This window comes from Streptomyces sp. 6N223 (genome assembly GCF_052246635.1).
GTDB lineage: Bacteria > Actinomycetota > Actinomycetes > Streptomycetales > Streptomycetaceae > Streptomyces.
This window is the reverse complement of sequence record NZ_JBQQCA010000046.1, coordinates 1-24,257: the sequence shown is the minus strand read 5'-3', so window position 1 is coordinate 24,257 and position 24,257 is coordinate 1. Positions and strand designations below refer to the sequence as shown.

The window sequence follows — 24,257 nt, the reverse complement described above, 5'->3', positions numbered from 1 at the left end:
TGCTGGGCGTCGGCCGGCGGAGCGAAGCGGGCCGACGCAGGGTCTGTGACCATCTGTGGCTCTGTGTCAGTGTTGGCATTCGGTACGGATGCCCGACACAACACAAGGGGTGCTGATGAGGCCACTTGCCGACAACGGCAGGAGCCCCGAGCAGGTCTGCTCGCTCTACCAGTACGTCCTCGACCACAACCCGCCACTGGACGCCGTCCAGCGCGAGCTCGTCGAGCTGACTCAGGCCCGCTTCCCCGACAGCGCCTACTTACAGACAGCGCGGGAGCAGGGCCCGCTGCTCGCCTTCCTGGTCCGGCTCACCGGCGCGAGGCACATCGTGGAGATCGGCACCTTCACCGGCTTCTCCTCCCTGTCCATGGCGCAGGCGCTGCCCGCCGACGGCCGGCTGATCGCCTGCGACGTCTCCGAGGAGTGGACCTCGTACGCCCGCGAGGCGTGGCGTAAGGCCGGCGTCGAGGACCGCTGCCAGCTGCGCATCGGCCCGGCCCTGGACACCCTGCGGGCCATGCCGGCGGAGCCGCACATCGACCTGGTCTATCTCGACGCCGACAAGGAAGGCTACGTCGCGTACTGGGAGGAGCTGGTGCCGCGCATGAACCCCGGCGGGCTGATCATCGCGGACAACACCCTCTACGGCGGGTCGGTCGTCAACCCGGCCGCCTCCGGCGGGGCAGCGGCGATCCAGGCGTTCAACGATCACGTGGCCGCCGACGCCCGGACGGAGGCGGTGCTGCTGACGGTGGACGACGGGCTGACCCTGGCCCGCCGGGCGTAGGTGTGACGCCGGCCCGGGCCCGGCGCGCTGCGGGCACCAGCGATGCCGGGCCTGGCGACCGTCGCGTACGACGCGCGGCAGCTCAGGGACTGTCCGCGACCGGCCGGCAGGCCGGCGGCGCGCTGGCAGCAGGAGGAGCTCCTCCCCCACGCCCTCGGCCAGGTCGGCCACGAAGGGCACCGCACCCCCGTCGGCGGCGTACACCTCGGCGGTCCCGCTGGGGAGCTCGCGCAGCGTCTGCTGGGCCGGCCCGCTGGACCGCGCGGCCATCGTGACGCGCTCCGCCGGACCGGCCACGTCGGTGCCCGGGCTCACGACCGTCATGGCGAAGGCGTCGGCGGTCGTCGTGTCGCCCTCGGCACGTGCTCCGGCCGTCCGGGTCACCACGCCCGGACCCGGCCTAGGCGTGCTGCGCGGGAGCGCGCGGAACGCGAGGCCGCGGGATCCTCGGCGGCAGCCCCAGGGCATCAACGGGATGCACGCCCCGGCCGACCGACGTCAGGCCGTCCCGCACCGCTCGCGAAGCGATCTCCGTCGCCTTCGAGACCGCTTCGGGCAACGGATATCCCTGCGCCCGCAACCCGGTGATCAGCGCGGAGTGCGCGCACCCGGCGCCGTGTTCGGCACCGGTGCGGTGGGTCGGCCGGTCCAGACGCTCCAGTGACCGGCCGTCGGCGAACCAGTCCCCCTCGTCCGAGCCGCCGGACGTCACGACGACGGCCGGCGCACCGAGGTCGATCAGCCGCTGGGCCAGCGTCCGCGTCCCGGCCGTCTCATCGCCGGTGATCAATCTGGCTTCCGCCGCGTTGGGGGTGATCACGTCGGCGAGGGGAAAGAGCGACTCGATCAGGGCGGCACGGGCATCGGTGCCGGCGAGGTCGCCGCCGGCCGCACTGACCATGACGGGATCCAGGACGACGGGTACCCGCAGCCCGGTCAGCCGGCCGGCGATGGCGACGATGTGCTCCGCGCTCCAGGTCGTCCCCACCTTGACGGCCCGCACCGCGAGATCGGCTCGTACGGCGTCGAACTGCGCGCACATGAAGTCGACCGGCACGGGGTGCCGGCTCAGGACGCCGGTCGTGTTCTGCGCGGTCAGGCCGACAATGACCGTCGCGGTGAAGCATCCGATGGAGGCCAGGGCCTTGATGTCCCCCTGGATGCCCGCTCCCCCGCCGGAGTCGGAAGACCCGATGGTGAGGCACACCGGGGGCACTGAGTTGTCCGTCACGTCGGTCCGATCCCTTCGGGTGAGCGTCTGGGCCTCTCTCCGGCCGGTGCCGGCTCTCCGGTCCGCGCGGGGGCGGTACGCCGCACTGCGCCGCGTCCGCGCAGGAGCAGCAGCAGGGCGGGGATGTAGATCGCCAGCAGCCCTGCCAGGACGTACGAGTTGGCGTAGAGCTGCTCGATGCCGGTGTACTCCAGGCCCTCCTGTTCGCCGAAGGTCACCCATTCGAGCGGACCGCTGAGGCACAGGGCCACGAGCAGCCCGATCGACGCGAGAACTCCCGCTCGCCCGGCGATCGAGGCGGGGCGGGTGATCAGCGCGTGGAGGAGGAACAGCAGGCCGGGCACCACCCAGACCCAGTGGTGCTCCCAGGCGACGGGCGATATCAGCAGCCCGGCCGTCGCGACAGTCGCTATGGCCAGGGGCTTGTTCCCACGCCGGTCCGCCCATACGGCCACTGCCATCGCGGCGCCCAGCGTGACCAGGACGGCGGCCCACCACACCGGTTCCACGATGTCCGGCGTATGCGTCAGCCGGGCCAGGGCGCTGCGCATGGACTGGCTGTTGACGTTCTGCGGAAAGCCGTACCGGCTGGTGTCGAAGAACGCGTCCGTCCAGAAGTGCCAGGCAGCCTTCGGCAGGATCAGGAGGCTGAGCAACACGGTGCCCACGAAGGTGGCCACAGCGGTGATGGCGGCTTTGACGCGGCCGGTGATCAGCAGGTACAGCACGAAGATTCCCGGCATCAGTTTGATGCCCGTGGCGAGGCCGATCAGCAGACCGTGCCCCTTCTTTCCGTCACGGGTGAGGTCGTACATCACCAGGAACATGACGATGAGGTTCACCTGGCCGAGCCAGAGAGTGTCCCGCACCGGGTGCAGCCACAGCGCCGCGCAGGTGGCGGCGAGAGTGAGCGGTGCCCGCAGGGCGAGGTCGCGTACGCCGAGCAGCGCGAGCGAAGACCACACGGCTCCCATCAGGCACGTCACCGAGACCAGGATCAGCAGCGCCGCCGCCACCGACAGGCTGGGCAGGGACAGGGGGACGACGATGGCCGCGGCGAACGGCGGGTAGGTGAAGTAGAGGCCCTCGTGTGGGTCCGGGTAGGGGTTGTCGCCCGAGGCGAAGTCGGAACCGGTCGCACGGTACACGTGGAGGTCCATCGCCCAGAAGGGGTCGTCGTGCAGCAGGGCATACGCGAGCGCGGTGAGTCCGAGAGCGACAACGACGGCCGCCCCGGCCCAGGCCGACCGCATTCTCGAGGAGAGCATTTCCGCCATGCTGTGGTCACTTCTCCCCTGACGACGCCAGCGGCTCACGGACGCCCCAGCGGTTCTCCACGAGCCTGGCGTACAACGGGCGGAGCACATCGAGCAGTTCGCGGTCGACGGTGCCCGCATGACGCCACCCGGCGTGCAGGGCGAAGAGGATCACGACATCGGTCCAGTACTCCCCTAACCCGAGGCCGCTCACGTCGTCGGTGCGGAGCGTCAGCCGCTGTGTCCTCAACGCCGCTTCCAGGGACAGAACCTCGCGGATCGCGGGCCAGTTGTCGCCGGACGGCATCACCGGGAAGGGGTCGGCGCAGACCTGATCCGCGCTCGCGGCGAGGACCTTGTCGGCGAAGGCGTCATCGTGCTCGTACAGGTGGTAGGAGCCGACGGAGTGGGTGTACGTCCCCAGTTGGAGTCCCAGCTGAGTGGCCATCACCTCCTGGAGGAAGGTGAAGGAGAACACGTCGCTCACGGTGCCGCGATAGGCATCGTTGGCCCGCATGAAGGAGACGGCGTGCAGGGCCCCCTCACGGATCATGTACTGCAGTCCCAGAGTGCAGGCCACATCGATGTTGCCTTCGATGAGGAGCTCTTCCGGGGCGAATATCTGGACCACGGCACGCTTGGAATCGGGGTCCTGCCGGAGTGTCCGCTCGATGCTGTCCCACTGGTTGACGCCGGCGCCGCCGAAGTTGAACAGCCGGGGCCCGTAGGCGGTGCCGGCAAGACGCTGCCCGTCCACGGAGTACTTCTTCATGGACGGCGCATAGAACGAGATGAAGTCTAGTGCGTTGCTTCCGGAGAGGTACCACAGCGACTCAGCGAAGTTGAAGACCAGATTCAGCTTCCGCTCGGGAATCCGCACGATCCGCTCCCGCGGATTCGCGATCCGATACGACACGCCCAGGATCTCCCGGCTCTGGAATCCCCTGGGGGCGTTGACGAACTCGGGCGCGTCCCGTACCGCCAGCAGATGGTCCAGGTAAGCGGCTTCGAACGTGGGGTAGATCGTGGGCGTTTGCACAGGGGGAGCTCCTTGTGAGTGGTCGTGGGTCGTCGACGCGTGTGAAGCGGGTGAGCTGGCTGATCTCGTGCGAACCGGTCCCTACTCCCGGTCGAGCCTTCCGGCCACCGCGAGCAGCAGCGCCTGCCGCACGAAGACCGCCCCTTCTGCCTGGTCGAAGTAGAGGTTGTGCGAGGTGTGGTCCAGATCGGTGCCCAGCTCGTCCAGGCGAGCCAGCGGATGCATCACCAGGGCGCCGGGCTTCAGCGGCGTGTCACCGTCGATGCGGAACGCGGCGTCGAAGACCTCGTATTCGTTACCCACCAGGGTGAGCGAGTTCTGATAGACGACATCGAAGCGGGACACGTGCCGCTGGAGTTCGGGGGTACACACCGCAGGCAGGGACGCACCGCGCAACGCCGCCTCGAGCTCGGCGTCGAGAGGGCGCGGGTCCTCGGAGACCACGGTGACGTCCCGCAGGACGTGCGGGAAGTGAAGCGCTCCCATCAGAAGGAAGCTGCGAAGGGCCCGCATCCTGCGGGGCGTTCCGATGACTCCGAGCGAGATCCTCTGCTCGGGCGGCAGATCCGTCCTGCGCAGCTCCGTACGCCGCTTGAGCAGGGCGTACCAGTCGGCCATCGCCTGCGTGGGGTGTTCTCCACAACCGTTGCCGCCGTTGATCAGCGGGATGTTCAGCCGCGTCGCCCGGATCTCGTCCAGCGACGTGTCGGCAGGGTGGCGGAGCACCACGATGTCGGCGTACGAATTCAGCATGACCCCGGTGTCCGCAAGGCTCTCCCCCTTGTGGACGCTGCTGACACGGCCGTCCGGCATGCTGATCACGGCGGCTCCCAGTCGATGCGCCGCGCTTTCGAAGGACAGGCGCGTGCGGGTGCTGGGCTCGAAGAAAGCCGTGAGGACGACGATTCCCTGCAGTGCCCGAGCCGGACGTCGACGGCCGGCCTCCAGGTCCGACGCCAGGGCGAAGAGGGCGACGAGCTGCGCACGTGTCAGCTCGCGCACACAGAGGACGGAAGCGCCTTCCAGTCCATGCAAAGGCAAGTACACGTCATCGTGGTGAGGACCAACGGCCGACTCGACAACGTCGGCAGGTAACGAGGAGTGGGGACGTCGTAAGGGATAGACCACGGAGATCCTCCGGATTACGCCGGCCAGGCGTCACAGAAACTCAACGAGACGGATCGATCCACGAACACCCACAGCTGAAATGTGGGCAATACCGCCAATTATCCACACACGCGCTGGAGCAACCACGATCAAGCTTATGGACGTGTCACAGACGCTGGCAAGACCCTCGCGATGGCGCAATCACGCCCTTCGAAGCGGCATCGAACCACGCGGACGTCCGACCTGGGAGAACATACCGAGACCTGGTGCCTTTTCGATCCCTTTCGAAACTTTTCGCCCAAGGCCAGTGTTTCTGCATGAGCGCACCGGGTTATGCTGCTAGCGCCTCGATCCAGCAAGAGGACGAATCGTTAGCCCGCGTGGAGCGCATCGCTGATGCAGCGGCGGGTTCAGCGCCATCTGGAAGATACCGGGACGCACCTTTCTGGCCGCGCGTGACGTGGAACTGAAGGGTGCTGTCCAGCCATCGCTGCAAAGGTTCTGGAGGATATTCCGCATGAGCAATCAGGGTGCGACCAAGAGTCCTTTCCGGCGCGCGGTAGTCGCCGGCGGAGCAGGTTTCCTTGGATCTCACCTCTGTGAGCAGCTTCTCCGCCGTGGCACCGAGGTCATCTGCGTAGACAATTTCTTGACCGGAAGGCTCGAAAACGTAGCGCACCTGACGAGCAGTAACGATTTTGAACTGATGGAACACGACATAACTGCTCCCTTCGATGTCTCCGGCGAGGTTGACGTGGTCTTCAACCTCGCGTCGCCGGCCTCACCACTGGATTACCAGCGCTTACCCTTACAGACGTTAGAAGCGGGCAGCACGGGAACATGCAATGCGGTGGAACTCGCCCGCCGGAAGAATGCCAGGTTTCTCCTGGCCTCCACCTCGGAGGTGTACGGGGATCCTCTCGAACATCCGCAGCGAGAATCGTACTGGGGCAATGTGAACCCCATTGGCCCTCGTAGTGTCTACGATGAGGCCAAACGTTTTGCCGAGGCTCTCACCACAGCCTATCGGAAGCATCGCGGAGTGGACGCCTCCATCGTCCGTATCTTCAATTGCTACGGACCGCGCATGAAGATGGAGGATGGCCGCGCAGTCCCCACGTTCATCCGCCAGTCGCTTTCTGGCGAACCGCTTACGGTCGCCGGCGACGGCACCCAGACACGCTCACTGTGCTATGTCAGCGACACCGTCGACGGCATCATCTCCCTGGCCGAGAGCGGCCACCCTGGTCCGGTCAACATCGGCGGGTCCGAGGAGCTGACCGTCCTCGACCTGGCCCGGATGATCCGCCGGATTTCCGGTTCGGCATCGGAGATCCACTTCATGGATGCTCCGATCGACGACCCCACCAGGCGGAAGCCGGACACGAGCCTGGCCCGAGGGGTGCTCGGCTGGGAGACAAGGGTTGAGCTGACGGACGGGCTCAAGCTCACCATCGACTGGTTCACCAAGCGGCTTGAACGAGCCACAGCATGAATCACCCGGCATCTTCAGGCAGGACAGTCGCGGTCATCGGAGCGGGCCCCGCCGGCGCCACCGCCGCCTACTCGCTGGCGAAGCAGGGCGTCGAGGTCCATCTCTACGAAGCGTCGCCCCGCGTGGGCGGAATGGCTCGATCGTTAGAGCTGTGGGGGCAGATCGTGGACATCGGCCCGCATCGGTTCTTCAGCAGTGACCCCCGGGTGAACCGGCTGTGGCTCGAGGTCGTGGGGCAGGACTACCAGATGGTGGACCGCCTGACGCGCATATTCTTCCGCAACAAGTTCTATCCCTATCCCCTCAAGGCCGCGGAAACGTTACGCAATCTCGGCCTCACCGAGGCGCTGCTGTGCATCGCCAGCTACACTCGCGAACGCATTGCCAGGAGAAGTCCGACACCGCACGGCGCGTTCGATGAATGGGTCATCTCCAGGTTCGGCAAGCGGCTGTATCAGCACTTCTTCAAGACGTACACCGAGAAGCTCTGGGGAATTTCCGCGGGAGACCTTGACGCCGAGTTCGCGGCACAGCGGATCAAGAAATTCTCCCTCGGAGAGGCCATCAGAAACACTCTGCTGGGGGGCGGCGCTCAGCGGCACAAGACCCTGGTGGACCAGTTCGCCTACCCGGAGCAGGGCACCGGGGTGGTGTACGAGCGCATGGCTTCCTTCGTGGCGAGCCACGGAGGCACCGTCCATCTGGGCACCCCGATCGACTCCCTGGTCACGAAGGGCAGAGAGGTGACCGGAGTCCGCCTGACGTCGGGGGAGGTGCGCACGTACGACTCCGTCGTCTCCTCCATGCCGCTGACGCTCCTCGTCGACCGGCTCGAGAACGTACCCGGAGCCGTCCGGGAGGCGTGCGCATCGCTCACATTCCGCAACACGGTACTGGTCTATCTTCAGATCGACGGTGATCGGCTCTTCGAGGACAACTGGATATACGTGCACAGCGACGACCTGCGCACCGGCCGAATCACCAACTTCCGCAACTGGGCGCCATCCATCAACAACGGCAGGCCTGAGACGATCCTCGCCCTGGAGTACTGGTGCTTCGACGATGACGACTTCTGGCGCTGGGACGACGCACAGTACGTCAGCCTCGCCAAGGAAGAGATCGAGAAGACGGGACTGGTGCGACGGGACCAGATCAAGGACGGGAAGGGAGTCAGGGTTCCCCGCTGCTATCCCGTCTATCGACGAGGCTACCGTGAACAGCTTGAGATCGTCGAAAACCATCTTCGCGAGTATCAGAATCTTGAGGTCATAGGACGCTACGGCGCCTTCAAATACAACAACCAGGACCACAGCATCCTCATGGGCATGCTGGCTGCCGAGAACGTGATGGGCGAGAAGACGAAGCATGACCTCTGGGGCATCAACAGCGACTACGAATACCAGGAGTCCTCTGCCATAACAGAGACGGGGCTGGTGGAGCATGCGCGGACACCATGACACCATCTCGCCGCCTGGGATGTGTAAGGACTCTGATGAAGAATCCGGCTCTGGACCGCCTCTTCCGCCGTCGCACGAATGCCCTGGGAATCCAGTTCTTCCGCTATCTGTTCGTCGGCGGAACAGCGGCTGTGGTCGACGTCAGTCTGGTCTGGTTCCTCACGTATCAGGCAGGCCTGCACTACTTACTCTCCGTAGCCCTTGCCTTCACCTGCGGGAACATCGTCAACTACATCGGCTGCATTCTGTGGATCTTCCAACCCGGGGTCAACAGGAAGCGGGAATTCTATGCCTTTACCGTCGTGGGAGCGACGGGTCTGCTCCTCAACGAGGTGACGGTCTGGTTCCTTCATGCTCAGGTGGGCGCGGCACTGATGACGGCAAAGATCACGGCGGTCGCCCTGGGCACCTTCTGGAACTTCGGTCTACGGAAGACTCTGGTTTTCAGGCAGCACCATGGAGATCCTCCGCAAAGTCGGCAGATGGGGAAGGTGTCCCAACGGTGAAGGCCAGCTCCGGGAAGATTCTCGTCACAGGAGGCGCCGGCTTCATCGGCTCGGTGGTGACCGCCCGCCTCCTGGAAACCGGAAGGGCCGTGACGGTCCTGGACGATCTGTCCAGAGGGTTCCGGGACGCAGTGCCAGCGGGTGCGGAGTTCGTCAAGGGGGGCATACACCAGGCCGACGAGGTACTGGATTCCTCCTACTCTGCCGTCGTGCACCTCGCGGCCTTCGCCGAAGTCGCCGAATCGGTGCGGACGCCCGAACGGTACTGGTGGAACAACACCCTTGGCACCTACGCGCTGCTGGACGCCATGCGCCGGGCAGGCGTGCACGCCCTCGTCTTCTCCTCGACCTGTGCGGTGTATGGGGAGCCTGAACGGTCTCCCATCACGGAGCACACACCCACGGCACCGATCAATCCGTATGGCGCCTCCAAGCTCGCTGCCGATCACATGATCGGCAGCGAGTGCCACGCTCATGGGCTGGCCGCGGTGTCACTGCGCTACTTCAACGTCGCGGGCGCGTACGGGAGATTCGGCGAACGACACGATCCCGAATCACACCTGATCCCCCTGGCCCTGCAGGTCGCCCTGGGGCGCCGGCAGCGGATCTCGATCTACGGCAACGACTATCCCACCAGCGACGGGACGTGCGTGCGCGACTATGTGCACGTGCTGGACCTTGCCGATGCTCACCTGCGGGCCCTGGGAGTCGCGTCGCACGGAAGGCATCTGGTGTGCAACCTCGGGAGCAGTGAGGGTTACTCGGTGCGTCAGGTCATCGACACCGTCCGGGAGGTGACCGGCCATGCGATACCGGCGGCATACGAGGGCCGGCGAGGAGGAGACCCGGCGGTCCTGGTCGCCTCGACGGAGCGGGCGCGGCGAGAACTCGGCTGGAAGCCAGAACGGACGTCGCTGCGGCAGATGGTCCACGACGCGTGGGCGTTTGCCCGCCAGGCCCCGTCAGACTCTGCGGGAGAACTGCCTTGACGGGACGCGTGACGCTCGAGGCACAGCTGGAGCATTTCCACGAGTGCATTGTCACGGCACAGCCGGCCCATCACCAGTGCGCAGGACGCCGTGCTGGACACGAGTTTGGTGATTGACATCGTGCGAGCAGCGGACCAATGAGAGGAACTGCCGACATGAGCACCACGATCGAAACCGTCTTCGTCGCCGCGCCCTTCTGGGCCTACGTCAACAAGGAGACCGGCGAGTTCGACGCCGAGGCGTTCGAGACGATCGACCGGATTCTCAGGCACTTCGACGACAAGGGCTGCCTCGTGCACAACGCGCACCGGCGGGAGAAGTGGGGCCAGGCGTTCATGGAGCCCTCGCAGTACACGGTGCTGGACTACGAGCAGATCTGCACGTCCGACGTGATCATCGCGGTGCCGGGAAGCCCTGCCTCGCCCGGTACGCACATCGAGATCGGCTGGGCGTCGGCCAACAGGGTGCCGATGGTGCTGCTCCTGGAAGCGGGCAAGGAGTACGCCGGCCTCCTCATGGGGCTCGACAAGTTCGCGCCGGTGAAAATCCTCGAGTTCACCGGCCAGGTGGACCTCGACGCTCTCGACGACTCGGTCCGGGAGGTCCTCGCCGCGGCGGCGGACCGGCCCCGCAGCACCGTCGGATGACCGCTGCTCCTCATCACCGGCAGCGAAAGAGAAGAAGATCACGACCATGCGAGATCACGGACGGAGGGCAACGCCATGGGACCACTGACCAGGCTGTACCGGGGACTGGGAGTCATGGAGCCCGCGCCTGACGAGCTCAGGCGCGCCGAGAGCTTTCTCGACGGACTGATCGAGGGGCCGCCGTTCGCGGCCGACGAGGTGGACGCCCGGGAGCGCGGACTCCGCGGCGCCACACCTGCGTTCACCGACCTCGACGCGGACGAGATCCGGGTGGTCGCCTCGGCCGCCAGCAGGCACCTGGCCGCGCTCGCCCACCAGGACGGCGTATGGCTGGCGCCGTTCGCCCGCGTGCCGTTCTGTCATCTCTCCGCGGGGGCGCGCCTTGCCGAGCTGAGCCACGAGTACCGGTATGCGCCCGGGCAGCAGGGTCGCTTCTCCAGGATGGCCGACGGCCTGCTGCGCAGGCTGGGGCAGCCGAGCGGTGACGTGGGCAGCATCGCCCACGTGCGGTCCCTGCGTCTGGACGAGACGGCCTACCTGCTGCCCGACATCCTGCTCACGCTCGCCAACTCGCCGTACCGCTACGCCCCGGAGCTGCTGGCGGCCGTCGAGCCGACCCTGACCGGTGCGCTGTTCGACATGCCCGACTGGATCTCCTCGTGCGTCAAGGCGGTTGTCGACGACATCGAGGGCGTCGAATGGCCGGCACCCGCGTGGCGGCAGCCGGCCGAGGTGGTGCCGGACGTCGAGGCGGCGCTGCGTCAGTTCGCGGACTCCGGTCTCGCCGCGGATGGCGCCCGGCGTTTCGAGGCGTTCGCGCGGCTGCTGCGTGACGCGATCCGTGTGCACCGGGCCGAGTTGGAGCGGGCGTGCCTCAACGCGCTGCGCGCGCCGGAGCCGGCCATGCGGGATCTCGTGGAGCGCAAGACGCCGTCGGCACGTCATGCGCACGGCACGGCGGCGCTGGCCGGCACGCTGCTGGACGACCACTTCGACAGGTCTCCCGCGGACAGCCAGGACCTTCTGGACGCGCTCGCCCAGTCCAGGTGGATCACGCCCGGTGCCCCCGACCGCAGCCCGTTCATCACCGCGCTCACGCCGATCCACGCTCCGATGGGCAAGATCTTCAGCGCCGAGGACATCGCCATCGTCCGGCGCTGGATCACCTGGCTGGCACAGCCGGAGAGCGTGCCGGTGGTTCCCGCGCTGTCGTTGTCCGTGCCGGACCTCGACCGGAGTGGTGACGGCGAGCCTGTCCCCGATGAGTTCGACGGTCCGCGGACGCGGGAGCTCTTCCACGACCTCGTCGCCGGGCACGACCGGGCCCCGGCCGTCCGCCGGGCGGCGGCGTTCGTCGAGTACTGGCTGGACGCCGCGCAGCGGATGGAGAAGCCGGTGTTCAGCTGGGAGCTGCCCGATCGCTACGACGCCGGCGAGTTCCCGGACTGGATGATGGCGACCTACCAGGCCATGGCCTCGGCCCCGGTCTCGCCGGTGACCGACGAGGGCAAGGGCCACCACGACCGCAGTTTCCACGGGGCGGCGGACAATCTGGTCGACGGCGCGTGGTTGCAGGGGCTGACCCGCCGTGTCGTGCTGCGGGAGAGCGAGCAGCTGCTCTACGACATCTACTGGGACGAGATCGGCAACGGCAAGCCCGGCCGCAGCCACGGTGTGCTGTACGAGGACCTGCTCGTGGGACTCGGCCACCGGCTCCCCAAGTTCTGGACCAGGGAGTTCATCGACGACGTCGACTTCCTCGACGAGGGTTTCTACGCGCCGGTGTTCCGGCTGGCCATCGCGGAGTTCCCGGTGAGCAGGTTCCCGGAGATCGTCGGCGCGAACATGGTCTGTGAGTTCCACGGTCTGGGCACCGCCGGCATCTCGAAGGCCGACGACCTGACCGACCTCGGGTTCGACACGAGCTTCACCCGCCTGCACATCGCCGACGACAACGTCGAGATGGGGCACTCGGCCAAGTCTCGCGACGCCGTCGTGTTCCTCATGGCGGAGGCGGCGCGTCTCGGCGTCACCGACCTCGTGTGGGAACGGGTCCGCCGAGGTGCCACCGCGATGCGCATGGCGTACGTCGTCCTGATGCAGGGCCGTCTCAAGATCGCGCCGACGCAGGTGCCGGCCCACCTCCTCGGCGCCAGCGGCCGGTGACCTCCACGGCAGCTACTACGGTGATCTCCATGTCAACCGATATCGCGACCACGATCGAGAACGTCCTGACGAGGGAGTGCCCGGGGGTCCACGTCACCTCGGTTCGCCCACTCGACAAGGGCTACACGAGCAAGCAGTGGGTGGCCGCCACCGACCAGGGCCCGCTGCTGGTCAAGGCGCCGCAGCGCGACCCGGATCCCGAGCACCTGCGGCGACTCGTCGCCAGCGCGCGGGTGGCGGCCGAGCACGGCATCCCGGTGGTGCGGTACCGGCGGCTGGTGCCGCACGAACCGGCGCTGGGCGGCCCGCTGCTCATCCAGGAGTACCAGGAGGGCGACGCGGCGGGCGACGTGTGGGAATCGCTCGGCGAGGACCGGCGGCTGGTGCTCGTCCAGGACCTCGGCGACATCATCGGGCGGCTGCACGCCATCGTGGGACCCCACTTCGGGGATGTGCTGGGCGGCGGCAAGGCGTTGTCGCTGCGGGAGTCGGTCGAGGCAGAGGTGGCGGCGCTGCTGCCGCGGGCCGATCCCGGCCAGATCGGTGACGCCGGCGCCCTCCGGTCCGCGATCGCCGCCGCCGTGGGGCGGCTGGAGCCCTCGGCCAACGTCCCGGCCCTCACCCACGGCGACCTGTGGCTGCCGAACTTCCTGGTGCGCGACGGGCGGATCAGCTGCGTCCTGGACTTCGAACACGCCACGTACGCCGAGAGGTTCCGCGACTTCGGCAAGCTCGACGAGCACATCTTCGACGCCTTCCCGGCCGGCCGCGACGTCTTCCTCACGTCCTATGCCGCCGCCTGTCCGCTGCCGGACGACTGGGAACGGCGTGTCGATCTCGGGCACGTGCTGCACGCGCTGAACATGCACGTCTACTTCCTGCGCTGGTCCCCGCAGTGGGCGCCGCAGTACGCCGAGCAGGTGCGGACGTGGCTGGCGGGACGTTCGTGAACACGCCCGACGAGCAGGACCAGTAGGACTGGCAGGACCAGCAGGACCGGTAAGACGAGTGAGGCCCGGCAGACCGGACAGCGGGAGGAGTCCATGCATATCGATTCCGCGCGTGCGCTCCTGCTGCGCATGCCGTTGAAGGTCCCCTGGAAGACGTCCTTCGGGGCGCAGCCCGACATCGCCACGGTGGTCGTCCGGCTGACCAGCGGCGAGGCGACGGGGTGGGGCGAGGCGGCCCCGGGCACGTGGCCGCTTTTCTGCGGCGAGTGGGGGCAGTCGACGTTCGCGCTCCTGCGTGACTACATGCTGCCCCGTCTGGTCGGGGCGACCGTCGACGACGTCGATCAGCTGACCGGACTGTTCGCGGAGATCCGTGAGAACACCTTCGCCAAGGCGGCGGTCGAGACGGCCTGGTGGGCGCTGCGCGGCGAGGTCGAGCAGCGCCCGCTGAGCCACTACGCCGGCGGGACCCGCGCGACGGTGCCGGCGGGCGCGGACTTCGACATCCATGCCGACACGGACGAGCTGCTGGCGAAGATCGCGGACGCGGTCGGCTCCGGCTGCCCGCGGGTGAAGCTGAAAATGGGCAGGCGGACACGGGTCGACCAGCTCAGGCAGGTGCGCCGTGCGTTCCCCGACGCCACGGTGCACGTCGACTGCAACGCGACGTTCACGCGGGACGACATCGACCACCTGGCGCTGCTGGACCCGCTCGGCCTGGCCATGATCGAGCAGCCCATGGCCAAGGACGACTTCCTCGGGCACGCGGAACTCCAGCGGCGGCTGGAGACGCCGGTGTGCCTCGACGAGTCGATCCAGTCGCGGCACCACCTGGAACTCGCGCTGGAACTCGGCAGCTGCGGGTTCGTCAACATCAAACCGGGACGATTAGGCGGCTTCAGGATCGCGGCCGAGATCGGAGAGCTGGCGGCGCGGGCCGGCATCGGCGCGGTCGTCGGCAACATGCTCGAAAGCCCGATCGGCGCGCACGTGTGCCTCGCGCTCGCGTCGTGCGAGTGGGCGACGTACCCGGCGGACCTCTTCGCCTCCGAGCGGTTCTTCCTCAAGCCGCTGGCGGCGAACGACATCGTGTCCCCACCCGGCAGCGACTGGGAGTTCGCCGTTCCGACAACACCGGGACATCCCGCCATCCCGTTCGACGACGTGCTGTCGGAGTGGCTGGTTGCCGACAGCGGAGAGGTGACAACGTGAGCGCCACCGACATCGACGCGGCAGCGTCGACCACCTTCACCGACCAGTGCCGGGAGGCGACGGCCGCAGGCTGGGAGGCGTACGAGCAGCACCCCTGGCTGACCGACCTGGAGCAGGGACGGATGACCGTCGAGCGGTTCCTGGCCTTCCAGGTCGACGACGCGCCGTTCATCCCCTACATCCACCGCACGCTCGCGCTCGGGCTGGCGAAGGCGCCCAGCGGTTCCTCCTGGTCGAGGACGGCGGCGAACCTGCTCTCCAACTACTTCGTCGCCGCGGAGACGGAGTTCAAGCGGTCGCTGGTCGAGAGCCTGGGCCGGAGCTCGGTGCGGTTCGACTCGGGCGCGCTGATGCCGGCGCGCGAGGCGTACGCCAACCACCTGCTGAAGACCGGTCTTGACGGCGGCATCGGCGAGATCGCCGCCGCGCTCTACCCGTGCGCGATGTTCACCAAGGTCGTCGGCCAACGGTTCAAGGGCGTCGACATCCAGGGTCCGCCGGCCTTCGGTGACTGGGCCCAGTACTACGCGAACAAGGCGGGCAGCGAAATGGCGGAGGCCCACGCCGCCCTGATGAACGAGTGCGCGACCACGGCTGAGGAGCGAGAGAAGATGATGTTCGTCTATGCGCGGAGCCTTCAGCACCAGATCCGCGTCTTCGACGCCGCGTACCAGAGCCATCCCGGCTGGCCGACGACGGGATGGGCGGCTGTGGACGGTTTCCCCGTCGAGACGAGCACGCCGTGAGCGCCCGGGAGGCCACCCGGGTGGACGCGCTGCCGGTGCGGGGTGGGGTGGACAACCGGCCGATGCTCGGTGAGACGCCGCTGCTGATCACCGGTGTCGCCGCGCGGTGGGCGTGCTGTACGGACTGGGATCTGCCGTCGCTCACGCGGCGGATGGGCGATCTCGAGGTCGCCCCGTTCGTGACGGGGGAAGCGTCGCGCAACACCGTCCTCAAGCAGGTCAACGCCACCAAGTCGATGACGTTCGGCGAAGCCCTGGCGCACCTGTTCGGGGCGCGGCGGATCGTCGACGGTTCGCTCTATCTCCGCATCGGCTCCGCCTCGGCCGGCTTCGACGAGCTGGCGCGGGACTTCGCGATTCCGGACGTCGGTGCCGCGTACGAACCCGGGGCGACCGGTGTCTGGTTCAGCCAGGCCGGGAACGTGACGCCGGGGCACCACGACTGGTGGCACAGCTTCCTGATCCAGGTGCGGGGCTCGAAGCGCTATACGCTCGTCCACCCGCTCGACACCGTGAACCTGCACGCGACGTGGCAGGACGGCGAGCGCTACGACCTGTCCCCCGCACCCGGGTTCAGCCTCGCGGCCCAGCCCGACTGGCCGGGAGAGGTCCGCTATGAGGGGGTGCTGTCCGCGGGGGAGATCCTGTACATCCCGCCCTTCTGGGTGCACGAGGTCGAGACGCTGACCGACGGCAACATCTCCATCCCGATGCGCTTCACGACCAGCCAGTCGGTGGCCTCGGACCTGCACCAGCTCAGTCAGAACGGCCTGCTCCGCGACGTGACGAACAAGCCGACCCGGGACGTCGACGCGATCGTCGAGATCCTGCGGCGCAACCGCGGGGAGTTCCTCGCCCGCGAGAAGGCGTTCGTCCGCGCGCTCGCGGCGGCGCGGGACATCGCCATCGACATCGACCGGCTGCCGCCGGACCTGCGACATGGCGAAGGTGAGATCCGATGACGACACTGGCCATCCGGGGCGGCACGGTCCTCACCGCGTCCGGCACGCATGCCGTGGACCTGGTGGTGCGAGACGGTCTGGTCGACTCGTGGCGCGCGCCGGGGACGGCGACCGACGCCGACGAGGTCATCGACGCGACGGACCTGCACGTCGCACCGGGCTTCGTCGACGTGCACACCCACCTGGAGACCGTGGTGGCCGGGGTTTCGACCGCGGACGACTTCGCGTCGGGCACCAGGGCGGCGGCGTTCGGCGGCACCACCACGGTCGTCGACTTCGTCCGTCAAGGACCCGGCGAGGACCTGATCGAACGGCTCGACGACGCCAGCGGGCGGGCGCGGGGGCGCTGTGCCGTCGACTACGGGTTCCACCAGATCGTGGGCGACGTCCGTGACTCCTCGCTCGCGCGGTTTCCGCGGCTGGTGGCGGCCGGTGTGCCGAGCATCAAGCTCTTCATGGCGTTTCCCGGCGACCTCTACAGCGACGACACCCAGCTGCTGCGCGCGATGCGGCGCGCCGCTGAGCTCGGCATCATGGTGATGGTCCACGCGGAAAACGGCCTGGCCATGGAGTTCCTGCGGGAGCGGGCCAGGGAAGGCGGCCACCTGTCCCTGCCCTGGCACGCCAGGACCGCGACGCCGGCCATCGAGGGCGAGGCCACCCGCCGAGCCATCGTCCTCGCCGAGCTCGCCGGCATGCCCACGCTCTATTTCGTCCACGTCTCCTCCGCCGAGGCGCTGGACGCGATAGCCGACGCCCGCAGGCGCGGACTGCCCGTCTTCGCCGAGACCTGCCCGCACTACCTGTATCTGGACGTCGCGGAGCTGGACCGGTCATGGGAGGAAGGCGTCAACTTCGTGTGCGCGCCACCGCTGCGCACCCAGGAGCACCGCGACCGGCTGTGGTGGGCGCTGTCGGCGGGCGACCTGTCCGTCGTGTCGTCCGACCACTGCCCGTTCTGCCGGTCCACCCTGTTCCCGCCGGAGCGGCGCGACTTCTCGAAGCTGCCCGGCGGCATCGCGGGAATCGAGTACCGCGTGCCCCTGCTCTACGACGCCGCGCTCCGAGGAAGGATCCCGTTGTCCCGCTTCGTCGACGTGACCGCGACGTCCCCGTCGCGCCTGTTCGGCCTGGACCCCGGCAAGGGGTCGCTCGCGCCCGGATCGCACGCCGACATCACCCTTCTGGACCCGCGAGGCGTGACGCGCACCGGCGCGTCGGATCACCACATGAGGACCGACCACTCGGTATACGAAAGCCTGACCCTGAGCGGGAGCGTGCACGCCGTCTACCTGCGAGGGCAGCGGCTGGTCCACAAGGGACGGTGGGTGGGGCCGGAGGACCTCGGCCGGTTCATCCCTCGACGGCAGGGCACGGACCTCTACGACCGGCGCTCGCTGCCGGGCGGCGACGCGGTGGATCCGGCGTGACCCGGCGGCCGCGCCTGGTGGCGCTCGACATCGACGGCACGCTGCCGGCATGGACGGAGGTCGAGGAGCAGGCGGCCGAGCCGGCCGGCAGCAGGATCCTCAAGGCGCTGCGGGCCACCCTGGACGCCGGTGCCCACGTCGTGCTCTGCTCCGGCCGCTCGCCCCACGGGATGACCCGGGTGGCCGACCGCCTCAACCTGTACGGCCAGAACGGCGAGCGGATGTGGATGGTGGCGAGCAACGGCGCGGTGCTGTGCCGCTACGCGCCGCTGGACATCGTGCGCGAGGAGACGTTCGACCCGGGACCGGCCGTGCGGGCCGTCCTCGGCCGGTGCCCGTCGGCGCTGGTCGCCGTCGAGTACCAGGGGGCCGGCTATCGCGTCACCGCCCCGTTCCCCGTCGGCGAGCTGCCCGGCGAGACGATCCTGACCGGCCTCGACGACCTCCTCGCCCAGCCGGCCAGCCGGGTGATCGTCCGTGACCCCTCGGCGACCGCCGAGGAGTTCGCGCGGCTGACGGGCGAACTCGACCTGCCGGGTGCCGACCACGTCGTCGGCTGGTCGGCGTGGCTGGACCTCACGCCGGTCAACGTCTCGAAGGCGTCGGGTCTGCGCCACGTCTGCGCCGAACTCGGCCTGGACGGTGAGGAGGTGCTCGCGATCGGCGACGGGCGCAACGACATCGAGATGCTGCGCTGGGCCGGGCGCGGCGTCGCGGTGGCGCAGGCCCCCCAGGAGGTCCGCGACGCCGCCGACGCGGTCACCGCGGCGGCGGAGGACGACGGCGTGGCGCTGGAACTCGACCGGTGGTTCGGTTGACCCGGGTTGACCAGGGAGGCGGCATCGCGTGGCACGGGTGGTGACGGACGACGGCACGGGGCGAAGGAGCCGGAAGGGCCGGAGGAGCCGGAAGGGCTGGCCGCTGCTGGCGGCGATGGCGGTCGACTCGCTGGGCACGGGCCTGTATCTCCCGCTGTCGTTGCTGTACTTCCTCAAGGTCACTGACCTGGACCTGGCGACGATCGGTGTGCTCGTCAGCGTGGCCACCGCGCTGACGCTGCTGGTGCCGCTGGCCGTCGGACGGCTGGTCGACCGGCTCGGGCCGCGGCCGGTGGTCGCCGGCGGCCAAACGCTGCAAGGGCTCGGCTTCCTGCTCTACCCGACGGTCTCCGGGGCGACGTCGCTGGTGATCGCCGTCCTGGTGACGAAGGCCGGCTCGCGGATCTACTGGTCCTCGGTCTTCACCCTCATCGCCGACCAGGCGGACGCCGAGGGGACGGACGCCAAGGAACACTGGTTCGCACGGACCGGGATGATCCGGGAAATGGGCCGCGGCGGTGGGGCGCTGCTCGCGGGCGCGCTGCTCACCGTCGACTCCGCGCGCGTCTACGACGGGCTGATTCTCGGCAGCGCGCTGGCGTTCCTGATCTCCGCGCTGGTGGTCGTCCTCGCGGTGCCGTCCACCTCGCGTGCCCTGCCACCGGCCGAGGGCCACTCCGGCCTGCGGGTGCTGCTGCGGGACCGGCCCTACCTGGCGCTGATCGGGACGTGCACGATCTTCGCCCTGTGCAGCACGTTCCTCGCCCTGTCGCTGCCCGTCTACGTCGTCCAGGGCCTGTCCGGACCGGGCTGGGCGCCCGGCCCGCTGCTGGCCCTGAACATGCTGCTGCTGGCGACCTGTACGACGGCCGTCAGCCGCTTCGTCCGTCGCCGCTGGACCCGCGCCCGCGCCATGGCGTGGGCCGGGGGGCTGTGGGTGCTCTGGTGCGCCGCGTCCGCGGCGGCCGTCCTGCTGCCGTCCGCGGCCCTGGTGCCGTTCCTGGTGCTCGTGGTGGCGTGCTACAGCATCGCGGAGATGACCTTCGGACCCGCGTCGAACGCGCTCGCCGCGGCGGCGGCCCCGGCCGGATCGCGGGGCACCTACCTGGCGGCCTTCCAGTACGCCTTCGCCGTCTCGAGCATCGTCGGGCCCAGCCTGTTCGGCCTGCTCTTCAGCCGCCATCGCCTGCTCCCCTGGCTCGCCGTGGGCCTCCTCGCCGCTCTGGGTGCGGTGCTGATGCTGCGCCTGGAGCACCGGCTGCCACAGGAGCGCCGAGCGCCGGAGCACAAGGGCGGCACCCGGGACGTCGTGCCGGAGGGCGCGGAGTGATGTGGGAGCGCACCGCCGCACCAGCGCGAGGGCCGCCTCGCCCCGGCCGTCCGCTGAACGCCCAACAACCAGGATCCGCGCGGGGCGAGGCTCATCGGAGGCTGAGCCGGTAGTGGAACGGGGAGCGTCCGGTGATCAGCACCCGTGGGCCCGGTGGGGTCAGGCTTCCCCGAAGCCATGTATAGCGCTCGCCCGGGTCGACCACGGGGGGCTGCCGTACGCCCTTGCCGTTGCCCGGGCCGAAGGTGATCAGGTCGCCGCCGAGGCGGAAAGTGCCCTCGCCAGACACCAGCTGGTAGGTGTCGGCCTGGCCGGCGACCGGCTCAAGTCCCGTTCCCTGGAGCTCTCCTCCCGGGCGGAAGGCCAGCTCGATAGTGAGCGGCACCTCCGACTCGTCGACGTCGAAGGTGACGTCGAAGCCGGTCCCGGCCTCTGCCTCCGTGACGAGGATCTCGGTGCGCAGCGTGCGGTACTCCCTGCGCCGGTGCGGGAAGTCCATGGCCGACCAGAACCGCCCCTCGTCGGTGAGCGGGTACAGGCCGTCGGCGCGCCGGTGCTCGGGCGGCAGCGGGAGGTGGTAGGCGGCCCGCTCGCGGGCGTACAGCCGCCAGCCGCCGCCGGCCGCGGGCTCCAGGCCCTCGCTGCGGAAGTGGCCGAGCGAGAAGAACCGCGGCGCGAGCCGCACCGAGTCCAGGATCGCCGCGCCCTTGCGGAAGGTGAGGAACGTGGGGTTGGTGGACAGGCCGGAGGCGATGGCCCGCACGGCGGGGAAGTCGGTGCCGCCGAACACGGTGGCGGTGCTCGCACCGCGACGGACGCGGACGGAGCGGGTGTCCCGGTCGTGGTGGGTGAAGCGGGTGGGCAGAGGCTCGGAGGCGGGCAGCAGCCCGGCCAGCTCCGGATGGTCCAGGACGTGGGCGAGCGCGTCGCCCGGCGGGTCCTCGAACGGCGGCAGCTCCTCTGCGATCCGCCGCTGGATGTCCCGCGCCATGGCGGCGAAGCGGCCCCGGTCACCGTGGCCGTCGCGCAGCGCCAGCTCCCGGTACTGCAGCCAGTAGCCGGCGATGGAGCGCTGCTCGTTCTGGTCCTGGCGGCGGGAGTACACGGTGACCACCTCGCCGTTCGGCTCGACCTGGTACAGGGTGGCGGTCAGGTTCCGCGCCACGTGCGCGTAGAGCTCCGGCCGGTCGGTGAGCCGGGCCAGGGTGAGCAGCGCCGGGTTGGTGACGACGGCCGCGTAGATGTGGCTGCGCTCGCTGTACTGGCCGTCCGGATACTGGTCGACGCCCTCCGCGAGCCACTGGTCGATGCGGCGCGGGTAGCGCGAGTCGGGAAAGAGGACGTGGATGCGGGCGAGGGCGCCGCACAGCTCCCACCGGTGGTTGGGCGTGTGGAGTCCGCTGGCGGCGAGGGCGGGGCCCGCCTTGCGGACCACGCGGGTCACGGTGGCGCGCAGCCCGGCGGTGCGCGGGTCGTCGTCCTGACCCAGCAGGGTGAGCACCAGGCACAGGTCCTGGATGCTGAACGAGGTGTCCGGCGGCGAGTGCAGGTTGCCCTGGTCGAACAGCCCGTCGTCGTGCTGGAAGTCGGCGAGTGCGTCGGCCATCTCGGCGGCGGGCGCGAGCAGCGCGGTGTCGTGGTGGTGGGCCGACCGCTGCCAGGTCCAGGCGGTGGCCAGGCGGCGGATGTACCGGGCGACGGTCCGGACTGATATGTCCCCTGCGAGCGCCTCGCGGTAGGCGTCCAGGACGTCCGGGACCAGCGCGTCGGCCTCGGCGGTGAGCAGGCTCAGGAAGTCCTCGTCCCGCTCCTCTCGTTTCTCCGTGACGAAACGGCGGCGGTCGCTGGTCACAGCTGCTCCGCCGCCCGGGCGGCGAGGGCCAGCGGCCCGGCGACGAGGAACGCCAGGGGCGGGAGGACCCCGGCGCACACGGCGGTGGCCACGGCCATCAGCAGCACGGCGCAGGCAGTGGGCATCGTGGCGGGCGCGGTGAACAGCGGCAGCGTGGCGACGGCGGTCACGGGCCAAGCACCGGCGCGTCGGCGAAGAGTGCGAAGGACGGGCCGATCAGTTGGCCCGGCTCGCGGGCGGCGGGTGGTCGCATCCGGCATCAGTCTTTCAGTCCCGGGCCTGGTCGGCCGCAGGATCATAACCCGGAAGGAGCTGCGGAACGGGCCGCCCGCCGGGTTCGGGAGGCGGCTCGGGGCAAACCCACCGGTGACAAACCGGCAGGGCGCATCGAGCCGAACCTCAGACGTTTCGCCTGTTCAAGCAGCCCCTCGGCTGGACCACGCCAGGATTGGGCAGCCCGCAGACGGCCAACCGCTGGACGTGTGGAAACGCGCGTACCTGTGGTCTCCCGCAGGCGGTGATCGCGGAAGCCGCGCTTCCGGCCAGGGCCGGTCCGGAAGCGTGCGCGAACCACCATTACCATGGGCCCATTCTTCGCGATGATATGAGGGTGACTGTGGTCACGATCAAGGATGTTGCGCACCGTGCGGGAGTGACCAAGCAGACCGTGTCCAACGTCATCAACAAGCGGCCGGTGGTCAGCCCCGACACGCGGAAGAGGGTCGAGCGCGCCATAGCCGACCTCGGCTACACCCCGAACCTCCTGGCCCGCGGCCTGGCGACCGGGCAGACGATGATGGTCGGCTTGGTCGTGCCCAACATCACCAATCCCTTCTACGCCGAGCTGGTGGAGGATCTGGAGCGTTCCCTGGAGACGGAGGGGTACAGCATCGCCCTCTGCACGACCTACGGCGATCCGGTTCGTGCCCGCAGACAGTTGGAGATTCTCAGGCGGCGTTACATCGACGGGCTCATCCTTGCCGACGACGGAAGCATCGGCCGCCATGTCGATCTGCTGACCGAGGTGGGGCTCCCGTTCGTGCTGTGCGCCTCGGAGACGGAGTACCCTTCCGGCGCCACCGTGGTGACCTTTGACCACGGGCGCGCTGGCTATCTCGCGGCCCAGCACCTCCGTGACCTGGGGCATCGGGAGGTCGCCGTGGTCGGTGACATCCCTGCTCACGAGGTGCGGCTGGAGGGCGCGCACCGTGCGCTGGCAGAGGCGTCCATCACCGTTGCGCCCTCGCGGATCCGGGCGACCAGGGTGTCGTCGCGGCTCGGCGGGTTTGAGGCGGCCATGAGTGTGCTGACCGAGCACCCGGAGGTGACTGCCGTGATGGCGTCACACGACCTGTTGGCGCTGGGGGTCCTCCAGGCGGCGGCCGAACTCGGTCGTACGGTGCCGGGTTCCCTCTCGATCGTCAGCGTCGATGACATCGCCGCGGCCAGTCAGGCCAATCCGCCGCTGACCACCGTGGCTTTCGCCAAGCAGAGGATGGCCCGCAAATCGGCGGGATTCCTCGTCCGCGCCCTCAAGTCGGGCCAGCACCGGCCAGGCGTGACCTCGCTCAGCCCGGAACTCGTCGTCCGGGAGAGCACGGCGCCGCCGTCCAGGAACTGAGACGCCGCCGCACTCATGCCGTCGCGGACCACGCACGCCCCTTCCGCCCCGCCGTCGTAGCCGGGCGCTGCGCGATGTCCTCGCGTCCAGGTCCGCATCCGGCTGCTGCCCGCCAACGGGCTGCCGATCGGAGTCACCGAGGTGTCGGTGCTGGGGCGTCTGTGAGAGGGCAGGTGCGGGGCGGCCCTCGCGGCCCGCGCATCACACCGCTTACGCACCGGGCCTGAGGACGGTCGCGCCGGGCGGCTCTCGCGCGGCTGCCCAGCCAACTCCGGCTTCTCCCGGGCCCCTTGGTCCACGACGCACCCGCGGCCCTCGTCCCGCGTCTTGACCGCTCAAATCCAGTCTGTCGAAACTCTTGATTTGACCGGTCAAAGGACCGATAGTGGCGCGACCAGGAGCGGCCCCGTTCCCGACACTCCCGCTCCGGCGTGGCCGACTCGGGGACGAGCGCCATCCCGCTGGCGAGACTGCGGAGCGTGAGGATGACCACAGACACCGCGGCAAGACTCGATCGTGTGCGGGTCCCGCGCCGCAAACGGGGTGCCGTGTCGAAGGAGACCATGCGCCGGAGGGCGCGGCGGAGCTTCGCGCGTCATTGGACGTTGTATCTGCTGATGGCGGTGCCGCTGACGCACATCGTGATCTTCAAGTAC

Annotated in this window: 21 protein-coding genes; 15 read left to right on the top strand and 6 right to left on the bottom strand. The window is 68.9% G+C overall.

Annotation, left to right across the window (positions count from 1 at the left end; all coding sequences use genetic code 11):
- Nucleotides 1–115: 115 nt before the first annotated feature.
- Nucleotides 116–787: an O-methyltransferase gene (locus ACTWQH_RS24385; RefSeq protein ID WP_443288870.1), complete on the top strand. Its 672-nt coding sequence runs from the start codon at nt 116–118 to the stop codon at nt 785–787.
- A 400-nt stretch (nt 788–1,187) separates the two neighbouring features.
- Here ACTWQH_RS24385 and thiD read toward each other — a convergent pair whose 3' ends face one another.
- The 4 genes from thiD to ACTWQH_RS24365 all read right to left on the bottom strand — a co-directional run bounded on the left by thiD (nt 1,188) and on the right by ACTWQH_RS24365 (nt 5,315).
- On the bottom strand, nt 1,188–2,018 hold the full coding sequence (thiD, locus tag ACTWQH_RS24380) for a bifunctional hydroxymethylpyrimidine kinase/phosphomethylpyrimidine kinase (protein ID WP_443288869.1): 831 nt from the start codon (nt 2,016–2,018) through the stop codon (nt 1,188–1,190).
- Nucleotides 2,015–3,286: a glycosyltransferase 87 family protein gene (locus ACTWQH_RS24375; protein ID WP_443288868.1), complete on the bottom strand. Its 1,272-nt coding sequence runs from the start codon at nt 3,284–3,286 to the stop codon at nt 2,015–2,017. Before ACTWQH_RS24375 ends, thiD begins: the two co-directional genes overlap by 4 nt.
- Nucleotides 3,287–3,302: 16 nt before the next feature.
- Entirely contained in the window at nt 3,303–4,313 is a 1,011-nt protein-coding gene (locus tag ACTWQH_RS24370; RefSeq protein WP_443288867.1) for a thymidylate synthase, read from the bottom strand.
- Nucleotides 4,314–4,394: 81 nt separating this feature from the next.
- Nucleotides 4,395–5,315, bottom strand: coding sequence for an aspartate/ornithine carbamoyltransferase family protein (locus ACTWQH_RS24365; RefSeq protein WP_443288866.1), 921 nt, complete (start codon nt 5,313–5,315; stop codon nt 4,395–4,397).
- Nucleotides 5,316–5,937: 622 nt separating this feature from the next.
- On the opposite strand from ACTWQH_RS24365, the gene ACTWQH_RS24360 reads away from it, so the two are divergent.
- From ACTWQH_RS24360 to ACTWQH_RS24300, 13 genes are all read left to right on the top strand, one after another.
- Nucleotides 5,938–6,915 (top strand): UDP-glucuronic acid decarboxylase family protein, encoded by a 978-nt coding sequence (locus ACTWQH_RS24360; protein ID WP_443288865.1) that lies wholly within the window; start codon nt 5,938–5,940, stop codon nt 6,913–6,915.
- Entirely contained in the window at nt 6,912–8,372 is a 1,461-nt protein-coding gene (locus tag ACTWQH_RS24355) for an FAD-dependent oxidoreductase (RefSeq protein WP_443288864.1), read from the top strand. The genes ACTWQH_RS24360 and ACTWQH_RS24355 overlap by 4 nt, the downstream gene beginning before the upstream one ends.
- Nucleotides 8,373–8,407: 35 nt before the next feature.
- Entirely contained in the window at nt 8,408–8,878 is a 471-nt protein-coding gene (locus tag ACTWQH_RS24350) for a GtrA family protein (RefSeq protein WP_443288863.1), read from the top strand.
- The gene (gene galE / locus ACTWQH_RS24345) at nt 8,875–9,867 is read left to right on the top strand and encodes a UDP-glucose 4-epimerase GalE (protein WP_443288862.1); all 993 of its coding nucleotides are present in this window, start codon (nt 8,875–8,877) and stop codon (nt 9,865–9,867) included. Before ACTWQH_RS24350 ends, galE begins: the two co-directional genes overlap by 4 nt.
- A 155-nt stretch (nt 9,868–10,022) precedes the next feature.
- Nucleotides 10,023–10,514: a nucleoside 2-deoxyribosyltransferase gene (locus ACTWQH_RS24340; RefSeq protein WP_443288861.1), complete on the top strand. Its 492-nt coding sequence runs from the start codon at nt 10,023–10,025 to the stop codon at nt 10,512–10,514.
- Nucleotides 10,515–10,589: 75 nt separating this feature from the next.
- On the top strand, nt 10,590–12,680 hold the full coding sequence (locus ACTWQH_RS24335) for an iron-containing redox enzyme family protein (protein WP_443288860.1): 2,091 nt from the start codon (nt 10,590–10,592) through the stop codon (nt 12,678–12,680).
- 29 nt (nt 12,681–12,709) lie between these two features.
- The gene (locus ACTWQH_RS24330; protein ID WP_443288859.1) at nt 12,710–13,630 is read left to right on the top strand and encodes a phosphotransferase family protein; all 921 of its coding nucleotides are present in this window, start codon (nt 12,710–12,712) and stop codon (nt 13,628–13,630) included.
- A gap of 93 nt (nt 13,631–13,723) precedes the next feature.
- Complete coding sequence (gene menC / locus ACTWQH_RS24325) at nt 13,724–14,842, top strand: o-succinylbenzoate synthase (RefSeq protein WP_443288858.1); 1,119 nt, start codon at nt 13,724–13,726, stop codon at nt 14,840–14,842.
- Entirely contained in the window at nt 14,839–15,588 is a 750-nt protein-coding gene (locus tag ACTWQH_RS24320) for a TenA family protein (RefSeq protein WP_443288857.1), read from the top strand. The genes menC and ACTWQH_RS24320 overlap by 4 nt, the downstream gene beginning before the upstream one ends.
- Nucleotides 15,585–16,550, top strand: coding sequence for a cupin-like domain-containing protein (locus tag ACTWQH_RS24315; RefSeq protein WP_443288856.1), 966 nt, complete (start codon nt 15,585–15,587; stop codon nt 16,548–16,550). The genes ACTWQH_RS24320 and ACTWQH_RS24315 overlap by 4 nt, the downstream gene beginning before the upstream one ends.
- Nucleotides 16,547–17,980, top strand: a complete 1,434-nt coding sequence (hydA, locus tag ACTWQH_RS24310) for a dihydropyrimidinase (protein ID WP_443288855.1) — start codon at nt 16,547–16,549, stop codon at nt 17,978–17,980. The genes ACTWQH_RS24315 and hydA overlap by 4 nt, the downstream gene beginning before the upstream one ends.
- Nucleotides 17,977–18,798 carry an HAD family hydrolase gene (locus tag ACTWQH_RS24305; RefSeq protein ID WP_443288854.1) on the top strand — a complete coding sequence of 274 codons (822 nt, stop codon included), beginning with the start codon at nt 17,977–17,979 and terminating at the stop codon, nt 18,796–18,798. The genes hydA and ACTWQH_RS24305 overlap by 4 nt, the downstream gene beginning before the upstream one ends.
- Nucleotides 18,799–18,826: 28 nt before the next feature.
- Nucleotides 18,827–20,128 (top strand): MFS transporter, encoded by a 1,302-nt coding sequence (locus ACTWQH_RS24300; RefSeq protein WP_443288853.1) that lies wholly within the window; start codon nt 18,827–18,829, stop codon nt 20,126–20,128.
- Between the two features lie 91 nt (nt 20,129–20,219).
- On the opposite strand, the gene ACTWQH_RS24295 is transcribed toward ACTWQH_RS24300, so the two are convergent.
- Both ACTWQH_RS24295 and ACTWQH_RS24290 read right to left on the bottom strand, forming a co-directional pair.
- Nucleotides 20,220–21,980, bottom strand: a complete 1,761-nt coding sequence (locus tag ACTWQH_RS24295) for a hypothetical protein (RefSeq protein ID WP_443288852.1) — start codon at nt 21,978–21,980, stop codon at nt 20,220–20,222.
- Nucleotides 21,977–22,150 carry a hypothetical protein gene (locus ACTWQH_RS24290; protein ID WP_443288851.1) on the bottom strand — a complete coding sequence of 58 codons (174 nt, stop codon included), beginning with the start codon at nt 22,148–22,150 and terminating at the stop codon, nt 21,977–21,979. The genes ACTWQH_RS24295 and ACTWQH_RS24290 overlap by 4 nt, the downstream gene beginning before the upstream one ends.
- Before the next feature lie 434 nt (nt 22,151–22,584).
- On the opposite strand from ACTWQH_RS24290, the gene ACTWQH_RS24285 reads away from it, so the two are divergent.
- Nucleotides 22,585–23,601, top strand: coding sequence for a LacI family DNA-binding transcriptional regulator (locus ACTWQH_RS24285; protein WP_443288850.1), 1,017 nt, complete (start codon nt 22,585–22,587; stop codon nt 23,599–23,601).
- Nucleotides 23,602–24,257 lie beyond the last annotated feature (656 nt).

Bases quoted from the DNA above. Each gene is read 5' to 3' on its own strand.
- ACTWQH_RS24360 (WP_443288865.1), top strand. From the start codon at position 5,938: ATGAGCAATCAGGGTGCGACCAAGAGTCCTTTCCGGCGCGCGGTAGTC.
- hydA (WP_443288855.1), top strand. From the start codon at position 16,547: ATGACGACACTGGCCATCCGGGGCGGCACGGTCCTCACCGCGTCCGGC.
- ACTWQH_RS24330 (WP_443288859.1), top strand. From the start codon at position 12,710: ATGTCAACCGATATCGCGACCACGATCGAGAACGTCCTGACGAGGGAG.
- ACTWQH_RS24385 (WP_443288870.1), top strand. From the start codon at position 116: ATGAGGCCACTTGCCGACAACGGCAGGAGCCCCGAGCAGGTCTGCTCG.
- ACTWQH_RS24285 (WP_443288850.1), top strand. From the start codon at position 22,585: ATGAGGGTGACTGTGGTCACGATCAAGGATGTTGCGCACCGTGCGGGA.
- ACTWQH_RS24375 (WP_443288868.1), bottom strand. From the start codon at position 3,286: ATGCTCTCCTCGAGAATGCGGTCGGCCTGGGCCGGGGCGGCCGTCGTT.
- menC (WP_443288858.1), top strand. From the start codon at position 13,724: ATGCATATCGATTCCGCGCGTGCGCTCCTGCTGCGCATGCCGTTGAAG.
- ACTWQH_RS24340 (WP_443288861.1), top strand. From the start codon at position 10,023: ATGAGCACCACGATCGAAACCGTCTTCGTCGCCGCGCCCTTCTGGGCC.
- ACTWQH_RS24335 (WP_443288860.1), top strand. From the start codon at position 10,590: ATGGGACCACTGACCAGGCTGTACCGGGGACTGGGAGTCATGGAGCCC.
- ACTWQH_RS24355 (WP_443288864.1), top strand. From the start codon at position 6,912: ATGAATCACCCGGCATCTTCAGGCAGGACAGTCGCGGTCATCGGAGCG.
- ACTWQH_RS24350 (WP_443288863.1), top strand. From the start codon at position 8,408: ATGAAGAATCCGGCTCTGGACCGCCTCTTCCGCCGTCGCACGAATGCC.